Annotated in this window: 18 protein-coding genes, 1 tRNA gene and 2 rRNA genes (1 of these 21 only partly in view); 11 read left to right on the top strand and 10 right to left on the bottom strand. The window is 54.5% G+C overall.

Annotated elements, in window-relative coordinates; all coding sequences use genetic code 11:
- The 4 genes from FE788_RS00510 to FE788_RS00525 form a co-directional block, all read left to right on the top strand.
- Positions 1-2,402, top strand: a 23S ribosomal RNA gene (locus FE788_RS00510) (it extends 348 nt beyond the left edge of the window).
- A gap of 101 nt (positions 2,403-2,503) precedes the next feature.
- A 5S ribosomal RNA gene (gene rrf / locus FE788_RS00515) occupies positions 2,504-2,618 on the top strand.
- Positions 2,619-2,936: 318 nt separating this feature from the next.
- Positions 2,937-3,013 (top strand) — tRNA-Met (locus tag FE788_RS00520).
- Positions 3,014-3,291: 278 nt separating this feature from the next.
- Positions 3,292-4,234 (top strand): IS630 family transposase gene (locus FE788_RS00525; protein WP_138378812.1). Its coding sequence is split into 2 segments (ribosomal slippage): positions 3,292-3,633 and positions 3,635-4,234, totalling 942 coding nucleotides; the frame shifts between segments, so codons are not numbered across the junction.
- A 114-nt stretch (positions 4,235-4,348) separates the two neighbouring features.
- Here the strand turns inward: FE788_RS00525 and FE788_RS00530 are convergent.
- The 9 genes from FE788_RS00530 to FE788_RS00570 all read right to left on the bottom strand — a co-directional run bounded on the left by FE788_RS00530 (position 4,349) and on the right by FE788_RS00570 (position 10,290).
- Positions 4,349-4,585: a thioredoxin family protein gene (locus FE788_RS00530; protein ID WP_138378813.1), complete on the bottom strand. Its 237-nt coding sequence runs from the start codon at positions 4,583-4,585 to the stop codon at positions 4,349-4,351.
- 10 nt (positions 4,586-4,595) lie between these two features.
- Positions 4,596-5,591, bottom strand: coding sequence for a permease (locus FE788_RS00535; RefSeq protein WP_138378814.1), 996 nt, complete (start codon positions 5,589-5,591; stop codon positions 4,596-4,598).
- A gap of 6 nt (positions 5,592-5,597) precedes the next feature.
- Positions 5,598-6,617, bottom strand: a complete 1,020-nt coding sequence (arsB, locus tag FE788_RS00540; protein ID WP_138378815.1) for an ACR3 family arsenite efflux transporter — start codon at positions 6,615-6,617, stop codon at positions 5,598-5,600.
- A gap of 1 nt (position 6,618) precedes the next feature.
- Entirely contained in the window at positions 6,619-7,116 is a 498-nt protein-coding gene (locus FE788_RS00545; protein WP_138378816.1) for an arsenate reductase ArsC, read from the bottom strand.
- 29 nt (positions 7,117-7,145) lie between these two features.
- Positions 7,146-7,502: a metalloregulator ArsR/SmtB family transcription factor gene (locus tag FE788_RS00550; RefSeq protein ID WP_138378817.1), complete on the bottom strand. Its 357-nt coding sequence runs from the start codon at positions 7,500-7,502 to the stop codon at positions 7,146-7,148.
- 76 nt (positions 7,503-7,578) lie between these two features.
- Complete coding sequence (locus tag FE788_RS00555; RefSeq protein ID WP_138378818.1) at positions 7,579-7,950, bottom strand: dihydroneopterin aldolase; 372 nt, start codon at positions 7,948-7,950, stop codon at positions 7,579-7,581.
- Complete coding sequence (locus tag FE788_RS00560; protein WP_138378819.1) at positions 7,943-8,785, bottom strand: SDR family NAD(P)-dependent oxidoreductase; 843 nt, start codon at positions 8,783-8,785, stop codon at positions 7,943-7,945. Before FE788_RS00560 ends, FE788_RS00555 begins: the two co-directional genes overlap by 8 nt.
- 111 nt (positions 8,786-8,896) lie before the next feature.
- The gene (locus FE788_RS00565) at positions 8,897-9,439 is read right to left on the bottom strand and encodes a 6-pyruvoyl trahydropterin synthase family protein (RefSeq protein WP_138378820.1); all 543 of its coding nucleotides are present in this window, start codon (positions 9,437-9,439) and stop codon (positions 8,897-8,899) included.
- A 161-nt stretch (positions 9,440-9,600) separates the two neighbouring features.
- On the bottom strand, positions 9,601-10,290 hold the full coding sequence (locus tag FE788_RS00570; RefSeq protein ID WP_138378821.1) for a response regulator transcription factor: 690 nt from the start codon (positions 10,288-10,290) through the stop codon (positions 9,601-9,603).
- 137 nt (positions 10,291-10,427) lie between these two features.
- Between FE788_RS00570 and ribA the strand changes: the two genes are divergently transcribed.
- Entirely contained in the window at positions 10,428-11,513 is a 1,086-nt protein-coding gene (gene ribA, locus FE788_RS00575) for a GTP cyclohydrolase II (protein ID WP_210414050.1), read from the top strand.
- 182 nt (positions 11,514-11,695) lie between these two features.
- Here the strand turns inward: ribA and pspF are convergent, their stop codons facing one another.
- Entirely contained in the window at positions 11,696-12,769 is a 1,074-nt protein-coding gene (pspF, locus tag FE788_RS00580) for a phage shock protein operon transcriptional activator (RefSeq protein ID WP_138378823.1), read from the bottom strand.
- A gap of 195 nt (positions 12,770-12,964) precedes the next feature.
- Between pspF and pspA the strand changes: the two genes are divergently transcribed.
- The 6 genes from pspA to FE788_RS00610 all read left to right on the top strand — a co-directional run bounded on the left by pspA (position 12,965) and on the right by FE788_RS00610 (position 15,629).
- A complete protein-coding gene (gene pspA, locus FE788_RS00585; RefSeq protein WP_138378824.1) occupies positions 12,965-13,657 on the top strand; it encodes a phage shock protein PspA in 693 nt (230 codons plus the stop codon).
- A gap of 101 nt (positions 13,658-13,758) precedes the next feature.
- Positions 13,759-13,977, top strand: coding sequence for an envelope stress response membrane protein PspB (gene pspB, locus FE788_RS00590; RefSeq protein ID WP_138378825.1), 219 nt, complete (start codon positions 13,759-13,761; stop codon positions 13,975-13,977).
- The gene (gene pspC, locus FE788_RS00595) at positions 13,974-14,384 is read left to right on the top strand and encodes an envelope stress response membrane protein PspC (RefSeq protein WP_138378826.1); all 411 of its coding nucleotides are present in this window, start codon (positions 13,974-13,976) and stop codon (positions 14,382-14,384) included. Before pspB ends, pspC begins: the two co-directional genes overlap by 4 nt.
- A gap of 50 nt (positions 14,385-14,434) precedes the next feature.
- The gene (locus tag FE788_RS00600) at positions 14,435-14,689 is read left to right on the top strand and encodes a PspC domain-containing protein (RefSeq protein WP_138378827.1); all 255 of its coding nucleotides are present in this window, start codon (positions 14,435-14,437) and stop codon (positions 14,687-14,689) included.
- Positions 14,690-14,735: 46 nt separating this feature from the next.
- Positions 14,736-15,008 (top strand): hypothetical protein, encoded by a 273-nt coding sequence (locus tag FE788_RS00605; RefSeq protein WP_138378828.1) that lies wholly within the window; start codon positions 14,736-14,738, stop codon positions 15,006-15,008.
- 69 nt (positions 15,009-15,077) lie between these two features.
- Positions 15,078-15,629 (top strand): L,D-transpeptidase family protein, encoded by a 552-nt coding sequence (locus FE788_RS00610; protein WP_210414052.1) that lies wholly within the window; start codon positions 15,078-15,080, stop codon positions 15,627-15,629.
- Positions 15,630-15,636 lie beyond the last annotated feature (7 nt).

The raw sequence follows: 15,636 nt of genomic DNA on the forward strand, positions 1-15,636 counted from the left end.
GTCCTTGAGTAGGGCGGGACACGTGAAATCCTGTCTGAACATGGGGGGACCACCCTCCAAGCCTAAGTACTCCTATGCGACCGATAGCGCACAAGTACCGTGAGGGAAAGGTGAAAAGCACCCCGATAAGGGGAGTGAAACAGAACCTGAAACCGTATGCTTACAAGCAGTCGGAGGAGCCATGAGCTCTGACGGCGTACCTTTTGTATAATGGGCCAACGACTTAATATATGATGCGAGCTTAAGCCGTTAGGTGTAGGCGCAGCGAAAGCGAGTCTGAACAGGGCGTTTGAGTATCATGTATTAGACCCGAAACCGAGTGATCTAGTTATGGGCAGGCTGAAGGTGCGGTAACACGCACTGGAGGGCCGAACCCACTTCTGTTGAAAAAGAACGGGATGACCTGTGACTAGGGGTGAAAGGCCAATCAAACTCGGAGATAGCTGGTTCTCCGCGAAATCTATTTAGGTAGAGCGTTGGATGATTACCGCCGGGGGTAGAGCACTGGATGGATGCGGGGGGCGCGAGCTTTACCAATTCTAACCAAACTCCGAATACCGGTGAGTACAGTCCAGCAGACACACTGTGGGTGCTAAGGTCCGCAGTGGAGAGGGAAACAGCCCTGACCAACAGCTAAGGTCCCTAAATCATGTCTAAGTGGGAAAGCAAGTGAGAAGGCCAAAACAACCAGGAGGTTGGCTTAGAAGCAGCCACCCTTTAAAGAAAGCGTAACAGCTCACTGGTCTAATAGCCATCTCGCAGCGAAGATGTAACGGGGCTCAAGACATGTACCGAAGCTTTGGGTTTACTCCTTTGGAGTAAGCGGTAGCGGAGCGTTCCGTAAGCCAGTGAAGGGCGACCTGCGAGGGCGCCTGGAGGTATCGGAAGTGCGAATGTTGGCATGAGTAGCGATAAAGAGGGTGAGAGACCCTCTCGCCGAAAGTCCAAGGGTTCCTGCGTAAAGCTAATCTGCGCAGGGTTAGCCGGCCCCTAAGGCGAGGCCGAAAGGCGTAGTCGATGGGAACTCAGTTTAATATTACTGGGCCTGGCGGGATGTGACGGATCGCGTAAGTTGTCTTGTCTGATCGGATTGACAAGGCCGCGAAGCGGTCCCAGGAAATAGCCCCGCCGTATAGACCGTACCCTAAACCGACACAGGTGGACAGGTAGAGCATACCAAGGCGCTTGAGAGAACGATGTTGAAGGAACTCGGCAAATTGCCTCCGTAACTTCGGGAGAAGGAGGCCCTCCATGAAGGCAACTTTATGGAGGGGGCACAGACCAGGGGGTGGCGACTGTTTACTAAAAACACAGGGCTCTGCGAAGCCGCAAGGCGACGTATAGGGTCTGACGCCTGCCCGGTGCCGGAAGGTTAAAAGGAGGTGTGCAAGCACCGAATTGAAGCCCCGGTAAACGGCGGCCGTAACTATAACGGTCCTAAGGTAGCGAAATTCCTTGTCGGGTAAGTTCCGACCTGCACGAATGGCGTAACGACTTCCCCACTGTCTCCAACATCGACTCAGCGAAATTGAATTGCCCGTGAAGATGCGGGCTACCCGCGGTTAGACGGAAAGACCCCGTGCACCTTTACTACAACTTCAGAGTGATAATGGATATGTTATGTGTAGGATAGGTGGGAGGCTTTGAAGCGCGTGCGCCAGTTCGCGTGGAGCCGTTGGTGAAATACCACCCTTAACCTGTCTATTATCTAACCGCGACCCGTGAAGCCGGGTCCGGGACCCTCTGTGGTGGGTAGTTTGACTGGGGCGGTCGCCTCCCAAAGAGTAACGGAGGCGCGCGATGGTAGGCTCAGGCTGGTCGGAAATCAGCTGTGAGAGTGCAATGGCATAAGCCTGCCTGACTGCGAGACTGACAAGTCGAGCAGAGACGAAAGTCGGTCATAGTGATCCGGTGGTCCCGCGTGGAAGGGCCATCGCTCAACGGATAAAAGGTACGCCGGGGATAACAGGCTGATACTGCCCAAGAGCTCATATCGACGGCAGTGTTTGGCACCTCGATGTCGGCTCATCTCATCCTGGGGCTGGAGCAGGTCCCAAGGGTTTGGCTGTTCGCCAATTAAAGAGGTACGCGAGCTGGGTTTAGAACGTCGTGAGACAGTTCGGTCCCTATCTGCCGTGGGCGCAGGAGAATTGAGAGGAGCTGTCCCTAGTACGAGAGGACCGGGATGGACACACCTCTGGTGGACCTGTTGTGGCGCCAGCCGCACTGCAGGGTAGCTATGTGTGGAAGGGATAACCGCTGAAAGCATCTAAGCGGGAAGCCCCCCTCAAGATAAGTTCTCCCCTGAGAGCCGTGGAAGACCACCACGTTGATAGGCCGGGTGTGGAAGTGTGGCAACACATGAAGCTAACCGGTACTAATTACTCAATCGGCTTGATCCATCACCGTCATGAACAGAGATGAGATTATCTGATCTCTACAGACGCTCACACACAAAACGGAACATAATCAGAGCATACACAAACCCGATGTTTTTAATTGACCTGGTGATCGTAACGCCTGTGTCCCACCCGGCTCCATCCCGAACCCGGAAGTGAAACCAGGTTGTGCCGATGGTACTTCGTCTTAAGACGCGGAAGAGTAGGTCGTCGCCAGGTCTATTAAAAACATCGGACCCCAAGACAAACCCAGTCACAATGTCAAAAAACAAAACAAGCGGCCCAAAGCCGCTTTTTTTGTCCCAACAACGCTCTCCCGCGCGCCAGGCTTGCGGGCAAGCGATAGGCCAGTTAGCTTAACCACGGGGGAAGCACCCCCCAGCCCTGGCTCCCCCAGGGCGAAAAGATAAAAAAGCTTCAGGTCCCCTGAAGCGGAAAACAGAAAAAACCTCGGCTCCCCCGAGGCGGAAAATAAAGTGCCGGGCAACGTCCGGAACCATGCACTCAAGCAGCAAAGCGGTAGTGCGATTAAAGTGACGCGGGGTGGAGCAGCCCGGTAGCTCGTCAGGCTCATAACCTGAAGGTCGTAGGTTCAAATCCTACCCCCGCAACCAATAAAGCCCGTTATCTCAATGAGATAGCGGGCTTTCCCGTTCTGAAGGCCAGGATTTGAAATGGCTGAGGTAAGCTAACGGTAAGCGAACGCCAGAGTCAGATGTCTTTGATCTCTTTTTCGATTAGCTTGAATTTTGACCTAACCTGATCGGCGTAGTAGAAGTCCAGAAGCTCCTCTTTGGTTAGAGTGAATTGTGAAAAGGTTGGGTCGGAAAGGGGTTCCCTTTTTGCTTTATTTGTGATTCAAGATAGGGGCTGGATAAGGAGGCCAGTCTCTATGCCGAAAGTGCTTGATCAGGATTTGCGTGACCGCGTTATTGATGCGGTTCTTGTTGAGGGGATGAGCCGCCGTGGAGCAGCAGCGCGCTACGGCGTCAGTGCCTCCACCGCTGTGAAGTGGTTGCAGGCCGTGACACAGGACAAACGCCGCCATCCTGTTGGTACAGGTGGGCATCGCCCTTCAGCCCTGCCTGCTGTACAGGACTGGCTTGTGACCCGGATCGAAGAACAACCAGACCTTACCCTTGAAGCTCTGTGTGGCCTTTTACAGGATGAGCATGGTGTTCGTGCAGACCCGGGCATGCTTTCCCGCTTTTTCCGCACGATCGGTATCAGCTTCAAAAAAAACCGTATTCGCCAACGAGCAGGACAGGCCTGATATTGCCTTCAGGCGTCAACAGTGGAAGAAATACCAGAAGCGGATCACATCTGAACGACTTGTCTTTGTCGATGAGACCTGGGCCAAGACCAATATGACCCCCACCCATGGCTGGAGCCCAAGGGGCCGGCCTTTGAAGGCCCAGGCACCGGGGGGGCACTGGTTGACCATGACCTTCATTGCAGCACTGCGTCATGACGGCATCACGGCGCCATGTGTCTTCGACGGCCCCATCAACGCGGAACGCTTCCTCGCATGGGTGAAACAGTTCCTCGTGCCAACCCTGAAGCCTGGCGATGTCGTGATCCTCGACAATCTCTCGTCCCATAAAGGCAAGGCTGTCAGGGAGGCGATCCGGAACGCTGGCGCAAGGATGTTCTTCCTGCCGCCCTATAGCCCGGACCTCAACCCCATCGAACAGGTCTTTGCCAAACTCAAACGACTGCTAAGGAAGGCAAAGGAAAGAACCAAGGAAGCAACATGGAAACGCATTGGGACACTCCTCAATGAATTTTCACCGCAGGAATGCGCCAACTATCTCAGAAATGCAGGTTATGCGTAAACCTATTAACAAAAGACTCTAGCGCTGTGGCTTCTACAGCTGCCGGGCCCCTGCCTTAAGGTCGATCCCCCCAAGCGAACAAAGGCGGGGCCCGTCAATTTAGTGGCAGATGGTCTATTTGCTCAGCCAGCTAGCGATGATCTCCGTAGAAGGTACGCTGCCAGTATGGATGACTTTTTCGTCACAAACCACAGCCGGGGTACTCATAACGCCGTATCTCATAATCGATTCAGGATTGGTTTCATGGGTAAGTTCGATCTCGGTTCCAGATTTCAGTGCAACTGCTTCAATAAGCTCAGCGGTTTTCTGGCATTTGGCACAGCCACTGCCCAGTACTTTGAATTTTTTCATGAAGTGGTCCTTATAAAAACGGGGTGAACAAGTTGAAGACCCATCCTACAACGCTGAAGGAGAGTAATAACAATATAAACAGGATCACGAGCAATCGCCATTGCATCACTTGCTTCAGCAGGACAAATTCCGGAAAACTCGCGGCGACTGTGCTCATGCAGAAGGCAAGAGTTGTGCCAACAGGCAAGCCCTTGAGGATGAGACTTTCCATGACTGGAATTACGCCAGTAGCATTGGAATAAAGCGGAATGCCTAGTAATACTGCGCCTGGCACAGACCACCATTGTCCACCACCCAAGTGGGCTTCTATCCAGCCATCAGGAACGAAACCATGCAGGGTCGCGCCGAGGCCAACACCCACAATCACCCATTTCCAGACCAGCCTGAAGATATCCAAAGTTTCATCTTTGGCAAAATCATGCCTTTCTTTGAGGCTTAACTTTGGAGCGGCATCAATATTTGAGGAATTCGCAGTCTGACTTTGAGCTTGTTCAAGTGCTTTTTTTGCAAAATCCTGAAGCCAGCGTTCAGCTTTGATCATATCCAGGAATATACCTCCCAGAATGCCTACAAACATACCTACCAGTACATAGAGCAAGGTAAACTTCCAGCCCAGCAGGCTGAGCAGCAAAAGTACGGCCACTTCATTGATAAGTGGAGAGGTCAGCAGGAAAGCCATGGTAATACCAACAGGAATCCCGGCGGAAGTAAAACCAAGGAAGACAGGTATGCTGGAACAGGAACAAAAGGGAGTGACCGCTCCAAAACCAGAGGCCATAACATAACCAAACCCACGGGTTTTGCCCGCAAGGAAGTCACGTACTCTTTCCACCCTGAGTGAAGCGCGCAAAAGCGCTATCACATAGATCATTACAATCAACAGAGCGAAGATTTTAGTGGTGTCCTCAACAAAAAAATGGAGTGCGCTGCCTAGTTTAGTGTCCGAAGACAGGCCCGCAAGATCATAAATCAGCCAAGTGGCGAGGTCTGTAAATATCTGAAACATGATATCTTATCCCGGAAACCAATGCCGTGTTCGGTTGGCGATGGCCACCAGAGACAGCATGACAGGCACTTCCACCAGCACCCCGACAACTGTAGCCAGTGCTGCCCCTGAATGCAGTCCGAACAGGGAAATGGCCACGGCGACCGCCAGTTCGAAGAAATTGGAGGTGCCGATCAAGCAGGCAGGTGCTGCAATGTTATGGGGCAACTTCAGGAATTTGGCCGCGCCATAGGCAATTACGAAAATCCCGTAAGTCTGAATCAACAGCGGGAGGGCGATTAGGACAATAGTCTGGGGTTGGGCAAGGATCACTTCCGCCTGAAACCCGAAAAGAAGCACCACGGTAGCCAGCAGCCCAAGGATTGACCAGGGCTTAAGTGTCCGGGTGAAGAGTTCAATCCGGTGTCCATCTGATTTGTGTTCAAGCAGGCGCCGGGTGAAGACGCCTGCCCCTAACGGCAATACCACATAAAGAACGACTGATAGGAGCAGGGTTTCCCATGGGACATGGATATTGCTCACGCCCAGCAGGAAGGCAGCGATGGGGGCAAAAGCAAAAACCATGATCACATCATTCACCGAGACCTGTACCAAAGTATAGTTGGGGTCCCCCTTGGTGAGCTGACTCCAGACAAAGACCATGGCGGTACAGGGGGCGACCCCCAGCAGGATCATTCCGGCGATATATTCCCCGGCGGTTTGCGGATCGACCCAGTCCGCAAACACAACGCGGAAGAACAGCCAACCCAGCGCCGCCATGGTGAAGGGCTTGATCAGCCAGTTGACGATAAGGGTCAGCGCCAATCCCTTGGGCTTTTTACCGATGTCCTTCATGGCGGAAAAATCAATCTGCACCATCATGGGATAGATCATGACCCAGATGAACACGGCCACCACAAGATTGACATGAAAGACTTCCAGGGCGGCAATAATAGTGAAAACGCTGGGAACAAAATTACCAAGCGCTACGCCACTTATGATGCAGAGACCTACCCACAGGGACAGGTAACGTTCGAACAAACCCATTTTATTTCCTTATGTTTGATTTCGGGGCCAGCTTCTTTAAAAGATCTGACAGCTCCTCCGCGGTAAGAGAATTAATATCCTCTGTTAAAAGGGAGCTGATACTGTTTTCCAGAAGCTCAATGATTTCTGTAAAGGCGGCATCGGTTGTCGGGCCTATCTGGGCATTCCTGCCCGGGTCCGGTAGACCCCAATGTCCTTTCACCGCGTTTCCCAGCCAGATCGGGCAGCTTTCACCTGCCGCCTGGTCACAAACAGTGATAACGATATCGGGAGCATATTCACTGATATCATTCCAACTTTTACTGGTCAGATCGTCGGTGCTGTAGCCTTTCTGATGGAGATAATGGAGGGTAAGTGGATTCACGAAGCCTGCCGGATGGCTTCCAGCGCTGGTAACCTGGACTTTTTCGGCCCGCAGTTTCCGCGCGAGCTGCCGGGTTATAGCTTCCGCTAAAATACTTCGACAGGCATTATGGGTACACAGGAATAACAGCTTCATGACTTTTGCTCATTTGGGAACTTGTAGGTTTAGCGGGGCTGCGGGCAACGGATCTCGGCTCGTTCCGGTCGATCTCCCATGTTATTCAACTTCATCAATGGCTTTTCGAGGAGGTGGATGTTCTGTTCGGTTGTTTGCTGAAGGGTTATAACTGCCCAAGGGGGAAGGTCAGGATTAAGACTGTAGAAATTCCATATTCCCTGCCGCCGATCCCGAAGGATACCGCATTGTTTTAACTGGGACAGATGACGAGAGATTTTAGGCTGGATCTCTGACAAAGCCTCGGTGAGTTCGCAAACACAAAGCTCTCCTTCCTGCTGGATAAGCATCAGGATACTCAGCCGTGTTTCGTCGGCAAGGCATTTGAAAAACTGCAAGGGGGTCATGATGAGCTTTTCCGTTAATCATATACGGGAAAACATATATATGAAAAAACGTATATGTAAAGTGAAAAAGTGTGAACTAGCTTTTTTCGGCTGTCATGCACAGTCCCACACTGCGGCAATCGGGATACACGTCCGGTTTTTGCAGATAAACCTCCGCCTGTTGCACCCGGGGGGAGCGGAAACAGAGTTTCAGAATTTCTTCACACAGGGTTTCCTGAAGATTGAAATGACGATCCCGAACCAGATCCCGGATCTCGTCACGCAGAAAGTCATAGTCCAGAACTTCGGAAATATCGTCCCGGGCGGGGGGAACATCGCTGAGCGTGAGGGTGACATTGATCAACACCCGTTGGCGTGCCTGGCGCTCAAAGTCATGAATCCCGATGGAGGCCTCACACACGAAATCCCGCAGTCGGATTTCCCGGCGGCGGATTTTGTACTCAGTCATGGGGGGTGGTCTCCTTGCCGGCGGTCGGGTTTGGGGGAGCCGGTCTGTTATGGCCCGGTAGTGTTCCCAGGAGGTCTTCGGCAATCCGGGCCACATCCCGGTTGAGCCGCAGATTTTTCTGTCCCCCGTCCAGCGGCAGCACCGCCGCATTGATGGAGGGCGTGCGGATCAGGTGCAGGCAGCTGGTGGCGATATCCTCGGGCGTCGGTGCCTGTCGGTTCAGGTTGAGCCCCCCGGCCAGAGTGAAATTTTCTTCACTTTGGTCACCGCTGAGCAGGGTCAGGCCCGGCGCAAGACCATTGACCCGGACCCGCGGGGCCAGCGCCATGGCCAGGGTTTCGGTCGCCCCCAGCAGGCCATATTTACTGAGGCTGTAGGTGAAAAAGTCCGGATTCATGGCAAACACGCTGCTGTCAATGATGTTAATGACACTGCCCCGGCGGTCCTCGCCCAGCGCCCGGTACAGCCCCCGCGCCAGTTGCAGCGGGGCGCGCAGATTGACATTCATATGGCCTTCGAAGCTGTTCCGGGTGAAATTAAACGCCGTGTCGTCGGCAAAGCGCGAGGCATTGTTGATGACATGTTCAAGCGGCGGGGCGCCGCTGTCCCGGATTAGGGCGGGGATCAGGTTGTCCACCTCGTGAGCATCGCCGAGATCGGCCTGGATCAGCTGTGCGGACCCGCCCTGTTCCCGGATGTCCCGGGCCGTTTGCTCCGCGTCATTCTGTGAGTGGTGATAATGCAGATGAATATGGTATCCGGCCCGGGCCAGGGTAAGGGCGATAACGCGTCCGATCCGTTTTGCGGCGCCGGTGATAAGGATGCTGCTGGTCATGATAGGTCCCTGAAATTTTTATCAGAATACCCTTGAGCGCGATACAGATTCAAGAGGCTTTGCGGAAGGTTGGGGCCGTGCAGGCCAGCCCCGGTTTTTCCAGGGCCTGTTTCAGGGCAGGTCAAGGTCGTTAATGGACATGTCGGCGCGTTTCCACCAGGGTATGGCGGGGCCGTCATACTGCCCCATGTTCAGGGCCTTGTCCGGGTCGCCTGAGAAAACCACCGTATTGGTGGGGGTTTCTTCGATTTCAAGCCGGGTGCAGCGCATGCCGTTCTGTTCCGCGGCCAGAAAGGCGCTGATCTTGGCGAACATACAGGCGGCCAGCGCCTCGGTGGTGGGATCTCCCGGCGTGATCAGCAGATAACGCAGGTTTTCCGGCTCCCGCTCGCGGAAATAGTCGAGCAACGGGTCGCGGCTGGCCAGATGCAGACTGTGATCCACATGGCCGTCAATCCAATCATGCCAGCGCTTTTTCATCTGCCGGAAGGAGGCCGCCATGTTGCTGCCCCCATCCAGTGCATCGTTGCCGTCATAAACCAGCGTCACCTTGACATATTCATTGTGGCCGTGGGGGATGACGCAGGGGCTGCCTTTCAAACTGTAGAGCCGGTGGCCCATGGAATAGCGCCGGGTAAAGCAAATCTCAAACATTGGGGTTCTGTTATTCCAAATTCGGAACTGTTAATCCTGCCTGCTTGATATATCAGGCGGGGCTCAGAGTCAAAGAGAGAGTGCGGACAAATTTCCATGAGACGGGGGCCTGTGGCTCATCCGGTTCCGGTTTGAGGGGCTGGTCCGCTCCATTGCCGCCCTTAATCGCCGAGACGGTATCCGCCCGGTTCGGTAATCAATAGTGTTGCGTGGCTGGGATCGGGTTCGATTTTTTGGCGCAACCGGTAAATATGGGTCTCCAGCGTATGGGTGGTCACCCCGGCATTATACCCCCAGACCTCGTCCAGCAGAACCTCCCGGCCGACCGGGTTGCCGCCGGCCCGTTTCAGATATTTCAGAATATTGGTTTCCTTTTCCGTCAGCCGCACCTTTTCCCCGGTAGTTTCATGCGTCATCAGCTTTTCGCCGGGTTTAAACAGATAGGGTCCGATGACAAAGGAGGCGTCCTCGCTGATGGAATGTTGTCTGAGATGCGCCCGGATACGCGCCAGAAGCACGCCGAAGCGGAACGGTTTGGTCACATAGTCATTGGCGCCGGCGTCCAGGCCCAGAATGGTGTCCGCCTCGGAATCATTGGCGGTCAGCATGATGATCGGGATTTTGACATTGGCCTTACGCAACATGCGGCAGATTTCCCGCCCGTCAATGTCCGGCAGTCCCACATCCAGAAGAACCAGATCAAAATTGTCGTCCCGGGCCGCCTTGAGGCCATCCATGCCGGTGCCGGCTTCTGTCGTTTCGAATTCTTCATGAAAGGACAGTTGCTCGGCCAGAACGTGCCGCAAATCCGCGTCGTCATCCACAATCAGGATACGATATGTCTGGGCCATGATGAATTTTCCCTTTAAACTGTTCTTTTTTCATAAGTCGCATTATATAAACTTACGACGATCAGTAAAACAGAGTTTTGGATAACAATATGGGACCCCGACCCCCGGCATCAACAGGACATCACCCGGAAAAGCTTTTGGATCACAACATTGTGAAGGTGGAACGGGCAGCGGCGGAGTTACGTCGCGGGCGGCCGGTGCTGATCAAAACCGACGATGAAGCCGTCCTTATGGCCTCGGCGGAACTGATTGGGGAGCCGCGGTTGGACCAGTTCCGGGCGTTAAGTTCACAGGCGCCAGTGGTGGGGCTGACCTATAACCGGGCCAATATCCTGAAAATTTCTCCCCGTTCGGGCGATGTGGCGCTGGTGGATATCACCGCCCATATCAACAGTGCCGCCATCCAGAGCATGGCTGATCCTGCTGATGATCTGTCCCGCCCGTTGCTGGGGCCGTTCCGGGTGGCGGACCGTTCGGCCGGGCCAGCTCATGAGGCGGGCCTGAAACTGTGTAAAATTGCCCGGCTGTTGCCGGCGGCGGTTTTTTCCGGGCGGGTTGAGCCGGATATATTGCAGGCACAAGGGGTTCTGGGGGTCACGGCGGCAGAGGTAATGGCCTATGATGTGCGGGATGCGGCGGCCCTGAAAATGGTGACGTCGGCCCATGTGCCACTGGCGGGAGCGGAGCAGACCACGATGATCGCCTTTCGTCCGGATGATGGCGGCACGGAACATTTCGCCATCCTGATCGGAGACCCCAATCGTCATGATCCGGTGCTGGCGCGCATTCATTCGGAATGTTTTACCGGAGATCTTCTGGGCAGCCTGAAATGCGATTGCGGCGAACAAATGCGCGGTGCCATCAAATTCATGCAGAAGGCGGGTGGCGGGGTGCTGCTCTATCTGGCGCAGGAGGGACGCGGCATCGGCCTGATCAATAAACTCAGGGCCTATCATCTTCAGGATCAGGGATTTGATACGGTAGACGCCAATGAACGGCTGGGGTTCCTCAGTGACGAGCGGATTTTTGAACCGGCGGCACAGATGCTGAAACTCATGGGTTTTTCCCAGGTGCGGCTGCTGACCAATAATCCGGACAAGGTGGCCGGGCTTGAAGCCTGTGGCATTACGGTCACGGAACGGGTGGCGCATAAATTTCCGGCTAACGCCCATAATGATTTCTATTTGCGGACCAAGAAAAAACGCTCCGGCCATCTGCTCTAAGAGATATATCGTGGAGAGCGTTGTTTCCGCGCGCCCTGGCAACCACGGCCCTTGGTAACTACGGAATGTCATCTACCCTGTTTGAGGTTTTTATTTCGGAGAGCCGGCGTCATCAACGAGCCCCCTGCCATATATCTTGGGAAAGGGGGGCGGCGCTTCGGGTCAGGTTCCCACCTGTTTTTCTACAACAGGTTATGTTTTTTCAGCTGGTGGCGCAGCTGGTGGTAGGTCAGGTTGAGATAGACGGCCGTGTCCCGCTGATTGTGTTTATTGGCCTTGAGCGCCTGTTCCAGCAGGTCTTTCTCGACCCGGCTTAGGGTTTCATAATAATCGGTGGGCCCCAGGGGGGGCGGAGATGATGCCGGACGTCGGGAGGGGGAGGCTGCGGTGACGGGTGAGGTGAGGTCATTCGGGGCTGTTGTGGGCTGGCTTCCCTCCCTTCGCCTGGCCCGGCCATTGCTATCCGGCCGCCAGGGAGACTGGAACGGATCCAGGACCATATGGTGCACCGGTTCAGTTTCATCTTCCGCGTGATAGACGGCGCGTTCCACCACATTACGCAATTCGCGGATATTGCCCGGCCAGTCATACTCCATCATCGCTTCTATCATATTCTCGGAAAACCCCGGAAAACTGCTCCAGCCGCATTCACGCGCCACCCTCTGGCCGAAATGAAAGGCCAGCAGCAGAATATCCTCCCGCCGGGCTCTGAGCGGTGGCAGCGTGATCACGTCCAGCGCCAGTCGGTCAAGCAGGTCGTGACGGAACCGGCCCGCCTCGGCCGCTGCCGGCAGATCCACATTGGTGGCCCCGATCAGGCGCACATCCACCTGTAACACCTTGTTGCCACCCACCCGCTGAAAGCTGCCATATTCGGTAATCCGCAGGATTTTTTCCTGAGCAGCCGGGGAAATAGTGGCGATTTCATCCAGAAACAGCGTGCCTTCATGGGCTTCCTCGAACCGGCCAATGCGGCGCGTGGCAGCGCCGGTAAAGGCGCCGGCCTCATGACCAAACAGTTCCGAATCCAGCAGGCTTTCGGTCAGCGCCGCACAATTGACCTGGAGAAAGTTTTTTTCCCAGCGTGGAGAGAGGAAATGCAGCCGCGCGGCAATGAGTTCCTTGCCGGTGCCCCGCTCGCCGATCACCAGTACCGGGCGATCGTGCCGGGCGGCTCGGGACACCTGGTCCAGCACTTCGAGAAAAGCCGGGCTTTCCCCGATAATATTCTGATCCTGGGGGGAAGATATGATCATTTCTTACTCTTTAGGAAAAATCACTAACAAGTAGCGTAATTTATCATTTTTTCAAAAGCAAGAAAAAATCTTCTTCTATATAATATCTTTTAAATTCAATGAGTTGGTTTGTTTTTCACAGATCTGGCACGTTTTCTGCAATTACCAACCCCGAAAAGAGTGGTAGCAGGTTTTCAAGCTATTTGGAGAAAGAACATGGGCATTTTTACCCGCCTCAGTGACATTGTGAATTCCAACATCAACCATATTCTGGACAAGGCCGAAGATCCGGCAAAGATGATCCGTCTGATGATCCAGGAAATGGAGGATACCCTGGTGGAAGTCCGGTCTTCTGCGGCACGTGTCATTGCCGACCGTAAGGAGCTGGAACGGAATCTGAACCGGCTGACCCAGGCCCAGGAAGAATGGTATGCCAAGGCCGAACTGGCGCTCAGCAAGGACCGGGAGGATCTGGCCAATGCGGCGCTCCGGGAGCGGGCCAAGCTGGAGGAAATGGCCAGGGATCTGGAAAATGACCGGGAGCCGCTGGAAGAGGCGCTCGCCAAATATGAAGCCGACATTATTTCCCTGGAATCCAAAATCAAGGAAGCCAAGGCCAAACAAAAGTCGCTGATCGAACGGCAGCAGTCCGCCACCAGCCAGCTCAAGGTGCGCCAGCGCCTGTATGACAACCGGATCGAGGACGTCATGGTCCGTTTTAACCAGATGGAGCGGCGGGTTGAGGAAACGGAAAGCCGGGTGGAAGCCGCGGATCTTGGACGGGAAAAAAGCCTGAGCGAAGAGTTTGCTGACCTGGAGGCCGAGCAGAAAGTGGCCGAGGAACTGGCGGCGCTGAAGGCACGCCTGTCCAAAGGCAAGGATGGCGGCAAGGCCGACAAGAAAAAATAACCCGCTGGGGCCCGCACCGCGGGTCTTGGCTCGCCACGGGGTAATCCCTGCGTTATCCTGATCGGCGCTTCGGGGATATAGCATAAGGAAAGGTCGATTTTATGGCTGAATTATTTGGCATTCTTTTTCTGACAATCTGTGCGCCGCTGTGGATTGTTCTGCATTATGTCACGAAATGGAAATCCTCCAAATCGCTGACCAGTGAAGACGAGAAAATCCTGAGCGAGCTGTATGACAGCGCGGAACAGATTGAAAGCCGTCTGAACAATATCGAGCGCATCCTGGATGCGGAATCCCCGGACTGGAGGAGAGGTCAATGAGCCGTTATCGCGATCCCCACCCCCCGCGCTACAACAAGTTCTATCTGGATAAACGCAACGGCAAGATTGCCGGTGTCTGTGCGGGGCTGGCCGATTATTTCGGTTTGGACGTCACCCTGATTCGGATTGTCACCCTGATCTGCCTGTTCTTTTTCGGACCGGTGATCCTGGTCGGGTATATCTTGCTGGCGTGGCTGGTTGATCCGCGTCCCGATGACCTGTTTCATTCGGAAAAGGAAAGCGAGTTTTGGAAAAATGTGCGGGTCAAGCCCCATAATACGGTGCGCGACATTCGCCATAAGTTTCGCGAAATTGAACGCCGACTGAGGGCGGCGGAGGCTCATATCACCAGCCGGGAATACAAACTCCAGAAAGAATTCCGTGATCTGGAAGACAATAACAAATAAAGACCAAGAGAGAGGGGCGGGCCCCGGCTCGTCCCGCAAGAGAAACCATCATGACATACAGATATAACAGATACGATACCTATGAAGACAGCTTCCCCCCGGGCGGGCGTCGGCTTTACAAGAACAGCCTTAAAGGCAAGATCTGCGGCGTGTTTGCCGGCCTGGGGGACTATCTTGGCATCAATGCCGCCCTGCTGCGGATCCTGGGGCTGATTGCCCTGTTGTTTGTTGGCCCCGTTGTGATCCTCGGCTATCTGGTGATGGCGTTGGTGCTGACAGACCAGCCTCACCGGTTCTATCGCTAGACGGAGTTGCGAATTTCGGCACGAACCTACGGAAAGGGAGGGTAAGGTGAACGTTTTTGAAATGGTTGTCATTCTGGTGGGGATCGGGGCAATCGCCAGCCTCGGCCGAGAATGGATCAAGGCCAAAAGAAGCGGAGTGCGGCTGGACCTGGATGAGCTGGCCCATGATCTGGGCCTTGATGACGGATATTACGACAAACAACAGATCAAACCGTATCTGGAACGGATTGAACGGCTGGAGGAACGGATCAAGGTGCTGGAACGCATCGTGACGGATCGCGAAAGCCGTCTGGCCGCCGAAATTGACCGGCTGGCCTGACCATGCACACAAAACCAGGCCCGATATGGCGGGCCCGGGAAGAGAGACCGGAATTACGCCAGGAGAAAAATGATGGAAGATGTGCTGACCGAGCTAATTGTTGTCCCGGCCAACGATAACCCCACCCGGGGCGTGCTGAAAGCCGGGGACCGGGAATTTCCCTGCGCACTGGGGAAAAAGGGGCTGGCGCTCGCTAAACGGGAAGGGGATCACAAAACCCCCATCGGACAATTTCCCTTAAGGAGCGTTTTTTATCGCTATGATAAGTTGTCTAAGCCGATTTATACCCGGGTGCCCATGCTGGCCATACTGAAGGAAGATGGCTGGTGTGACGATCCCAGAGACGCCGCTTACAACCAGCCGGTGATGCTGCCCTATCACGCGCGCGCCGAACGGCTATGGCGGGAAGATGATCTTTATGACGTGCTGGTGGTGCTGGGCCATAATGACAATCCGGTCCGGCCCGGGGAAGGCAGTGCGATTTTCCTGCATGTGGCGCGGCAGAAGGGTCGGGACGACTTTGAAGGCACAGAAGGGTGTGTGGCGCTGCGCAAGGAGGATCTGCTGGAACTGTTGCCGGCCCTATCGCCCGAGACAACTTTAAAGGTGATCAGCCACTGATAGCGGT

This window comes from Luteithermobacter gelatinilyticus (assembly GCF_005849285.1).
GTDB classification, from domain to species: domain Bacteria; phylum Pseudomonadota; class Alphaproteobacteria; order Sphingomonadales; family Emcibacteraceae; genus Luteithermobacter; species Luteithermobacter gelatinilyticus.

Coding starts and splice junctions, on each gene's coding strand:
- FE788_RS00550 (WP_138378817.1), bottom strand. CDS start 7,502: ATGACCCCCTTGCAGTTTTTCAAATGCCTTGCCGACGAAACACGGCTG.
- FE788_RS00600 (WP_138378827.1), top strand. CDS start 14,435: ATGACATACAGATATAACAGATACGATACCTATGAAGACAGCTTCCCC.
- FE788_RS00565 (WP_138378820.1), bottom strand. CDS start 9,439: ATGTTTGAGATTTGCTTTACCCGGCGCTATTCCATGGGCCACCGGCTC.
- pspC (WP_138378826.1), top strand. CDS start 13,974: ATGAGCCGTTATCGCGATCCCCACCCCCCGCGCTACAACAAGTTCTAT.
- FE788_RS00570 (WP_138378821.1), bottom strand. CDS start 10,290: ATGGCCCAGACATATCGTATCCTGATTGTGGATGACGACGCGGATTTG.
- pspB (WP_138378825.1), top strand. CDS start 13,759: ATGGCTGAATTATTTGGCATTCTTTTTCTGACAATCTGTGCGCCGCTG.
- pspA (WP_138378824.1), top strand. CDS start 12,965: ATGGGCATTTTTACCCGCCTCAGTGACATTGTGAATTCCAACATCAAC.
- FE788_RS00560 (WP_138378819.1), bottom strand. CDS start 8,785: ATGACCAGCAGCATCCTTATCACCGGCGCCGCAAAACGGATCGGACGC.
- FE788_RS00555 (WP_138378818.1), bottom strand. CDS start 7,950: ATGACTGAGTACAAAATCCGCCGCCGGGAAATCCGACTGCGGGATTTC.
- FE788_RS00545 (WP_138378816.1), bottom strand. CDS start 7,116: ATGAAGCTGTTATTCCTGTGTACCCATAATGCCTGTCGAAGTATTTTA.
- FE788_RS00530 (WP_138378813.1), bottom strand. CDS start 4,585: ATGAAAAAATTCAAAGTACTGGGCAGTGGCTGTGCCAAATGCCAGAAA.
- FE788_RS00535 (WP_138378814.1), bottom strand. CDS start 5,591: ATGTTTCAGATATTTACAGACCTCGCCACTTGGCTGATTTATGATCTT.
- FE788_RS00610 (WP_210414052.1), top strand. CDS start 15,078: ATGATGGAAGATGTGCTGACCGAGCTAATTGTTGTCCCGGCCAACGAT.
- pspF (WP_138378823.1), bottom strand. CDS start 12,769: ATGATCATATCTTCCCCCCAGGATCAGAATATTATCGGGGAAAGCCCG.
- arsB (WP_138378815.1), bottom strand. CDS start 6,617: ATGGGTTTGTTCGAACGTTACCTGTCCCTGTGGGTAGGTCTCTGCATC.